Raw genomic sequence first — 6,969 nt, forward strand, 5'->3', positions numbered from 1 at the left:
CGACTTACATGCGCTCCAGAGTAGTGATGCCGAGCAGGTTAAGGCCTTGGCGCAGGGTGCGTCCAGTCAGGGCCGCCAGACGCAGACGGCTGTCCCGCTGGGCCGGCTCCGCCGCTGCCAGGATCGGGCAGTTCTCATAGAAGCTGGAAAAGCGCCCGGCCAGCTCGTACAGATAATGACACAGCGAATGCGGGGTGCCTTCCCGGGCGACGTACTGCAGCAGGTTGCCGAACTGGGCCAGGTGGGCGGCCAGGTCGATTTCCGGCTCTTCCTGCAGCACCAGCGGTGCCAGGTCATCCAGGTGTGTCATGTCGCGATCGATCTTGCGGAACACGCTGGCCACCCGGGTATAGGCGTACATCAGGTAGGGTGCGGTGTTGCCCTCGAAACTGAGCATCTGCTCGAAGTTGAAGTTGTAGTCGCTGCTGCGGTGCTTGGACAGGTCGGCATACTTGACCGCGCCGATGCCCACTGCCCGGGCGATCTGCTGCAGCTCGTCACTGCCGAGCTCGGGGTTCTTCTGCTTGACCAGGTCATAGGCGCGCTGCTCGGCTTCCTCGAGCAGGTCGACCAGTTTCACGGTGCCGCCGTCACGGGTCTTGAACGGCTTGCCGTCGGCGCCATTCATGGTGCCGAAGCCCATGTGCTCGAGCTGCATCTCCGTCGGTACGAAACCGGCCTTGCGCGCCACCGCGAACACCTGCTGGAAATGCAGGGCCTGGCGCTGGTCGACGAAATACAACACCCGGTCGGCGTGCAATACCTGGTGGCGGTAGCGCATCGCGGCCAGGTCGGTGGTGGCGTACAGGTAGCCACCGCCGGCCTTCTGCACGATCACCGGCAGGGGGTTGTCTTCACTGTTTCTGAACTCATCGAGGAACACGCAGCGCGCACCTTCGCTTTCGGTCAGCAGTCCGGTCTGTTGCAGGCTGTCGACCACATCGGCGAGCTGATCGTTGTAGGCGCTTTCGCCGCGCACATCGGCGGGCGTCAGGCTGACGCCGAGACGGTCGTAGACGGCCTGACAGTGACCGAGGGAAATACTGTTGAAGCGGTGCCACAGTGCCAGGCACTCGGGGTCGCCTGCCTGCAATTGCACCACACGCTGACGGGCGCGGTCGGCGAACTCGGGGCTGTCGTCGAAACGCTTCTTGGCCTGGCGGTAGAAGTTCTCCAGGTCGCCCAGCTCGGCCTCGGCGGCGACGCGGTTCTCTTCCAGATAGGCCAGCAGCATGCCGAACTGGGTGCCCCAGTCGCCGACGTGGTTCTGGCGGATCACCGTATGGCCGAGGAACTCCAGCACCCGCGCGATGGCATCGCCGATGATGGTCGAGCGCAAGTGGCCGACGTGCATTTCCTTGGCCAGGTTGGGGGAGGAATAGTCCACCACCACGCGTTGCGCAGGATCGGCTGCAGGGACATTCAGTTGCGGATCATCCAGCGCCTGCTGTAGCTGGGCGGCCAGCCAGTCGCGGTCCTGGAAGAAGTTGATGAAGCCGGGGCCGGCAATGCTCACCTGCGCTACGGCGTCGCTCGGCGGCAGGGCGGCGATGATCTGCTCGGCCAGGTCGCGGGGCTTCATGCCGGCGGGCTTGGCCAGGGTCATCGCCAGGTTGCTGGCGAAGTCGCCGTGGCTCTTGTCGCGGGCGGTCTCCACCTGGATGTTGGGGCTGATATCGCTGGGCAGCACGCCGCGGGTCTGCAGGGTGCTGATGGCGCTGGCGAGCAACTGGCTGATCAGGTTTTTCATGGGTAATGAGGGTTCCGGCAAGGGCCTGTGGAAAACCCGGCATTATCCGACTTAACTGTCCGCTTGCCAAATCCGTCTGCCCGAAGGGGGCGGTTGCGGTGCGCAGGCAGCAGTCCTGCAGGTCAGAACATGTCCAGCGGATCCACGTCGATCGACCAGCGTACGCGGCGGGCCAGCGGGTGCTGTTCCAGTGTCGGCAACCACAGGTACAGCAGTTGATGCAGGGATGAGCGCTGGGCGGACATGACCAGCAGTTGCGCGCGATGACGCCCGGCGCGGCGCTCCATCGGTGAGGGCACCGGGCCGAGTAGTTCGACGCCGCTGAGCCCGTTGTCGGCAGCCAGTTGTTCGGCCAGTTCGCTGGCGGCGTCGAGAAACTGGTTGGTCTGCGCCGTGGCGTTGGATTCGGCACGCAACAGGGCCATGAAGCTGTAGGGCGGCAGTTGGGCAGCTTGGCGTGCGGCCAGTTCGCGCTCGGCGAAATGGCTATAGTCATGCTCGGTCAGATCCAGCAGCAGTTGATGCTCGGCCATATGGGTCTGGATCATTACCTGGCCGGGTTTGTCCGCGCGCCCGGCGCGCCCGGCCACCTGGATGATCTGCTGCGCCATGCGTTCGGGGCCGCGGAAATCAGTGGAGAACAGGCCGCCATCGGCATCCAGGATGGCCACCAGGGTGACATCGGGAAAGTGGTGCCCCTTGGCGAGCATCTGCGTGCCGACCAGCAGGCACGGCTCGCCGCTCTGGATGCGAGCCAGCATGCTCTGCATGGCCTGTTTGCGGGCCATGGTGTCACGATCGATACGCAGCACGGGGAAGTCCGGAAAGCAGCTGAGCAGATGTTCCTCGGTGCGCTCGGTACCGGCGCCGAGCGGCCGCAGGTCCTGGCTCTGGCATTTCGGGCAACTGCGGTCGACACTGCGCTGACTGCCGCAGTGGTGACAGTGCAACTGCGCTGGCGACTGGTGCAGGGTCATGCGTGCATCGCAGCGCCGGCACTCGGCCATCCAGCCGCAGTCGTGGCACATCAACGTCGGTGCGAAGCCGCGCCTATTGATGAAGACCAGTACCTGATTACCCTGGCGCAGGTGCTCGCCCATCAACTGGATCAGCGGGCGCGACATGCCGCCTTCCAGTGGCCGGCTGCGGATATCCAGGCATTGGAAGCGCGGCGGGCTGGCATTGCCGGCGCGCTGGGTCAGGCGCAGGCGTTGATAGCGCCCGCGCTGTACGTTGTGCAGGCTTTCGAAGGACGGCGTGGCTGAGCCCAGAATGATGCCGACCTGCTCCAGATGCGCGCGATATACCGCCAGATCCCGTGCGTTGTAGCGCAGGCCATCCTGCTGTTTATAGGACAGGTCATGCTCTTCGTCGACGATGATCAGGCCGGGGCGTGCCAGCGGGGTGAAAATGGCCGAGCGCGTGCCTATGACGATGCTTGCTTCACCATCGCGGGCGGCAATCCAGGCATCCAGGCGTTCGCGATCGTTCAGGCCCGAGTGCAGGATCACCACTGGCACATTGAAGCGGCGGCGGAAGCGCTCCAGCGTCTGCGGCGTCAGGCCGATCTCGGGGATCAGTACCAGGGCCTGGCGTTGTTGCTGCAGGCAGTGCTCAATGGCCTGCAGGTAGATTTCGGTCTTGCCGCTGCCAGTTACCCCTTCCAGCAGCCAGGCGTGGAAGCCATCGGCGGCGAGAATGGTATCCAGTGCCGTCTGTTGCTCGGCGTTGGGCTGCAGCGGCGGCTCCTTTAATAGAGGTTGCGGCTCGCTGACATGATGCGGCGACTGGCTGATGCGCTGCACCAGCCCCTTGCGTTCGAGTGCTTCCAGGGCGTCGCGGGTCAGGCCCCACTGGTTGATCAGTGCGTGGGACAGGCCATGGGGATGCCTGGCCAGGGCCTGCACCGCTTCCTTCTGTTTCGGTGCGCGAATGATCGCCGGATGCTCCGGATAGGCGCCGGGCAACAGCTGCCAGAGCATATCCTGCCGCGCCAGCGCCGGCTCGCCACGGCGCAGCAGCACCGGCAGCGCGCTGCTCAGGGTGTCGCCCAGGCCGTGTTGGTAATAGTTGGCGGTCCAGGCGCATAAACGCCAGAGGCTGTCGGGTAGCAGGGGGCTGCGGTCCAGCAACTCGCTGGCGCGCTTGAGCTTGTTTGCGGGAACGCTGGAGTGGTCGGTGATGGCGGCAATCAGGCCGACCAGGTCGCGATTGCCGAAGGGAACCCTGACCCGCAATCCGATCTGCAATTCGTCCGGGTGTGCGTTTGCCGGTGCGCGATAATCGAACAGCTGGCGCAGCGGGGAGGGCAGAGCAACCTGGAGAATCGGTGCTGGCACGGCGGGGAGTGTCCTTGTCTGGCTGAGTGCTGATGTTAGCATCCGCCGCAATGGATATGCAGCGCTTGGCGGGAACACCCGTAACGCTTGCGTGGCGGCGGAATTCTGTTATTATCGCCGGCCTATTTTCCGGTCCATGCGATTGTTTCGGTGCCGGGTAGAATCACACAGTGCGGTGCCTGATCAGGTTGGTCCGGTGGCGGCACACAAAACCGAGGAATCACCCATGAAAGCTGATTTGCATCCTGCATACGAAGAAATCGAAGCCACCTGTGGTTGCGGCAATGTCATCAAGACTCGCTCCACACTGGGCAAAAGCATCTATCTGGACGTCTGCTCCGCCTGCCACCCGTTCTACACCGGCAAGCAGAAGGTTCTCGACACCGGCGGCCGTATCGAGCGCTTCAATCAGCGTTTCGGTGCTGTCAGCAGCAAGAAGTAAGATCAGGCAGGCCATTGATGGCACTGTCCGGTTCGAAGAAGGCGCCCCTCTGGGGCGCCTTTTTTATTGCCTGGCTGCTGGCTACGCCGACGCTGGCCGACAGTTGCTCGCTGCCGGGTGTCGGTGAACAGGTGGTCAGCAGTCGTGTCATCGATGGCGATACGCTGGAGCTGGGCGATGGCCGGCGGGTACGGTTGATCGGTATCAACACGCCGGAAATCGGGCGCCGTGGTGCGCCTTCCGAACCCTATGCGCAGAAGGCCAGGGCCGAATTGCAGCGGTTGGTCGGCGATGCCGGGCTGCGTCTGGTAGTCGGTCAGGAGGCCAGGGACAGCTATGGCCGAACCCTGGGGCACCTGTTCGATGCGCAGGGTATCAATATAGAGGCGCAGCTGCTGAGCAGGGGGCTGGGTTTTGCAGTAGGCATTCCACCCAATCTGGCGCTGCTGGAATGCCATCTGCGGCAGGAACAGCAGGCACGCCATCAGCGCCTGGGTGTCTGGCGGCAGGTGCCGGTCAAGCGTGCGTCCGAGGTGAGCCAGGGCGGCTTCCAGCTGGTTCGTGGGCGTATAGTGACGGTACAGACGGTCGGCCGTCACACCTGGGTGGAGCTGGACGGGCCGCTGGTGCTGCGTCTGCCCGTTGACCTTCCCGGGGCCGCTGACATTGCCAGCTGGCGCGGGCGGGAGCTGGAAGTGCGTGGTTGGGTGGTGGATCGAGGGTCGTCTCGCCGTGGGCACAAGCGTTTCATGCTGCCGCTGCTGGAATGGCGGCTGGTCCATCTTGAATGATCGGAACGAATCGCCGAAAAAGCCCTTGAATCGCTGCAACTGGCCGGCTGGCAAGATGGCATGAATCATCTTGTGAGGGGTGGGGCTTTTCTGTATTCTCGATCGTTCGCAATAAGCCACTTGACCGGAAGAAGTAATCATGTCTGATCTGAGAACTGATGCGCTCGAATACCATGCCAACCCGCGTCCGGGTAAGCTGAGCGTCGAGCTGACCAAGCCTACTGCCACTGCGCGTGATCTGGCGCTGGCTTACAGTCCGGGTGTTGCAGAGCCTGTGCGTGAAATCGCCAAGGATCCGGACAATGCCTTCAAATACACCGGCAAGGGCAACCTGGTGGCGGTGATTTCCGATGGCACCGCAATTCTGGGTCTGGGCAATCTGGGGCCCATAGCCTCCAAGCCGGTCATGGAAGGCAAGGGTGTGCTGTTCAAGCGCTTTGCCGGTGTCGATGTCTTCGATATCGAAGTCGAGGCGGAAAGCCCGCAGGCCTTCATCGATACCGTCAAGCGCATTTCCTGCACCTTTGGCGGTATCAACCTGGAAGATATCAAGGCGCCGGAGTGCTTCGAGATCGAGCGTGCGCTGATTGAGCAGTGCGATATTCCGGTATTCCACGACGACCAGCACGGCACCGCCATCGTCACCGCGGCGGCCATGATCAATGCCCTGGAGTTGGCCGACAAGAAGCTGGAAGACGCCAAGATCGTCTGTCTGGGTGCCGGTGCGGCCGCGGTTGCCTGCATGAAGCTGCTGGTCAGCCTGGGTGCGGCCATCGAGAATATCTCCATGATCGACCGCAAGGGTGTCATTCATGCCGGGCGTGACGATCTGAATGAGTACAAGGCGATCTTCGCTTCGGAAACCGATAAGCGAACCCTGTCCGATGCGATGAAAGGCGCAGACGTGTTTGTCGGCCTGTCCGGCCCGAACCTGCTGCAACCAGCCGAGCTGAAGCTGATGGCGGAAAACCCCGTGGTATTCGCCTGTTCCAACCCGGATCCGGAGATCAGCCCCGAGCTGGCCCATGCTGCCCGTCCCGACGTGATCATGGCCACTGGTCGTTCCGACTACCCGAACCAGGTCAACAACGTACTTGGCTTCCCGTTCATCTTCCGTGGTGCGCTGGATGTGCGTGCCACACGTATCAACGAAGAGATGAAGATGGCTGCGGTGCACGCCATCCGCGAACTGGCCAAGGAGCCGGTGCCGGACTACGTTTCCGAAGCCTACGGCGGTATCAACCTGGAGTTTGGTCGCGACTACATCATTCCCAAGCCGATGGACGTGCGTCTGATCGAGAAGGTGCCGGCTGCTGTGGCCCAGGCCGCAGTCGATAGCGGTGTTGCACAACTGCCGTACCCGGCGCACTACCCGCTGAAATCGGTCGAAGACTGCTTCTGAAGTAGTGCTGATCAGAACCCTGCTTTCGAGCAGGGTTTTTTATGACAAAAATGTTGCGACAGGTATTGACGGTAAATCTGGCAGGCCTATAATGCGCACCTCTTCACCGCCAGGGCGGTTCGGACGACAGTCCGGGCAGAACAGGCCGGTGAAAACGGATTGAAAGGAAGGCGTTGACAAGGGGCTAGGCTCCTGTAGAATGCGCCTCCCTGGCCCGGAACGGCAGCACGGTTTCAGGTCGGAGA

5 protein-coding genes are annotated in these 6,969 nt (G+C 62.7%); 3 read left to right on the forward strand and 2 right to left on the reverse strand.

The features are described from left to right. Positions 1 to 4: 4 nt before the first annotated feature. The gene (gene argS / locus CQ007_RS06885; RefSeq protein WP_105644460.1) at positions 5 to 1,750 is read right to left on the reverse strand and encodes an arginine--tRNA ligase; all 1,746 of its coding nucleotides are present in this window, start codon (positions 1,748 to 1,750) and stop codon (positions 5 to 7) included. A gap of 122 nt (positions 1,751 to 1,872) precedes the next feature. Further along, on the reverse strand, positions 1,873 to 4,089 hold the full coding sequence (locus CQ007_RS06890; RefSeq protein ID WP_177424292.1) for a primosomal protein N': 2,217 nt from the start codon (positions 4,087 to 4,089) through the stop codon (positions 1,873 to 1,875). 226 nt (positions 4,090 to 4,315) lie between these two features. Between CQ007_RS06890 and rpmE the strand changes: the two genes are divergently transcribed. The 3 genes from rpmE (at position 4,316) to CQ007_RS06905 (ending at position 6,724) form a co-directional block, all read left to right on the forward strand. Beyond that, a complete protein-coding gene (gene rpmE, locus CQ007_RS06895) occupies positions 4,316 to 4,531 on the forward strand; it encodes a 50S ribosomal protein L31 (protein ID WP_036991287.1) in 216 nt (71 codons plus the stop codon). Positions 4,532 to 4,548: 17 nt separating this feature from the next. Beyond that, positions 4,549 to 5,322, forward strand: a complete 774-nt coding sequence (locus tag CQ007_RS06900) for a thermonuclease family protein (RefSeq protein WP_105644464.1) — start codon at positions 4,549 to 4,551, stop codon at positions 5,320 to 5,322. 139 nt (positions 5,323 to 5,461) lie between these two features. Beyond that, a complete protein-coding gene (locus CQ007_RS06905) occupies positions 5,462 to 6,724 on the forward strand; it encodes a malic enzyme-like NAD(P)-binding protein (protein ID WP_105644466.1) in 1,263 nt (420 codons plus the stop codon). Positions 6,725 to 6,969: the final 245 nt, after the last annotated feature.

Source organism: Pseudomonas sp. MYb185 (assembly GCF_002979975.1).
In the GTDB taxonomy this organism is placed as follows: Bacteria; Pseudomonadota; Gammaproteobacteria; order Pseudomonadales; family Pseudomonadaceae; genus Halopseudomonas.

Bases quoted from the DNA above. Each gene is read 5' to 3' on its own strand.
- rpmE (WP_036991287.1), top strand. From the start codon at position 4,316: ATGAAAGCTGATTTGCATCCTGCATACGAAGAAATCGAAGCCACCTGT.
- CQ007_RS06905 (WP_105644466.1), top strand. From the start codon at position 5,462: ATGTCTGATCTGAGAACTGATGCGCTCGAATACCATGCCAACCCGCGT.
- CQ007_RS06900 (WP_105644464.1), top strand. From the start codon at position 4,549: ATGGCACTGTCCGGTTCGAAGAAGGCGCCCCTCTGGGGCGCCTTTTTT.
- argS (WP_105644460.1), bottom strand. From the start codon at position 1,750: ATGAAAAACCTGATCAGCCAGTTGCTCGCCAGCGCCATCAGCACCCTG.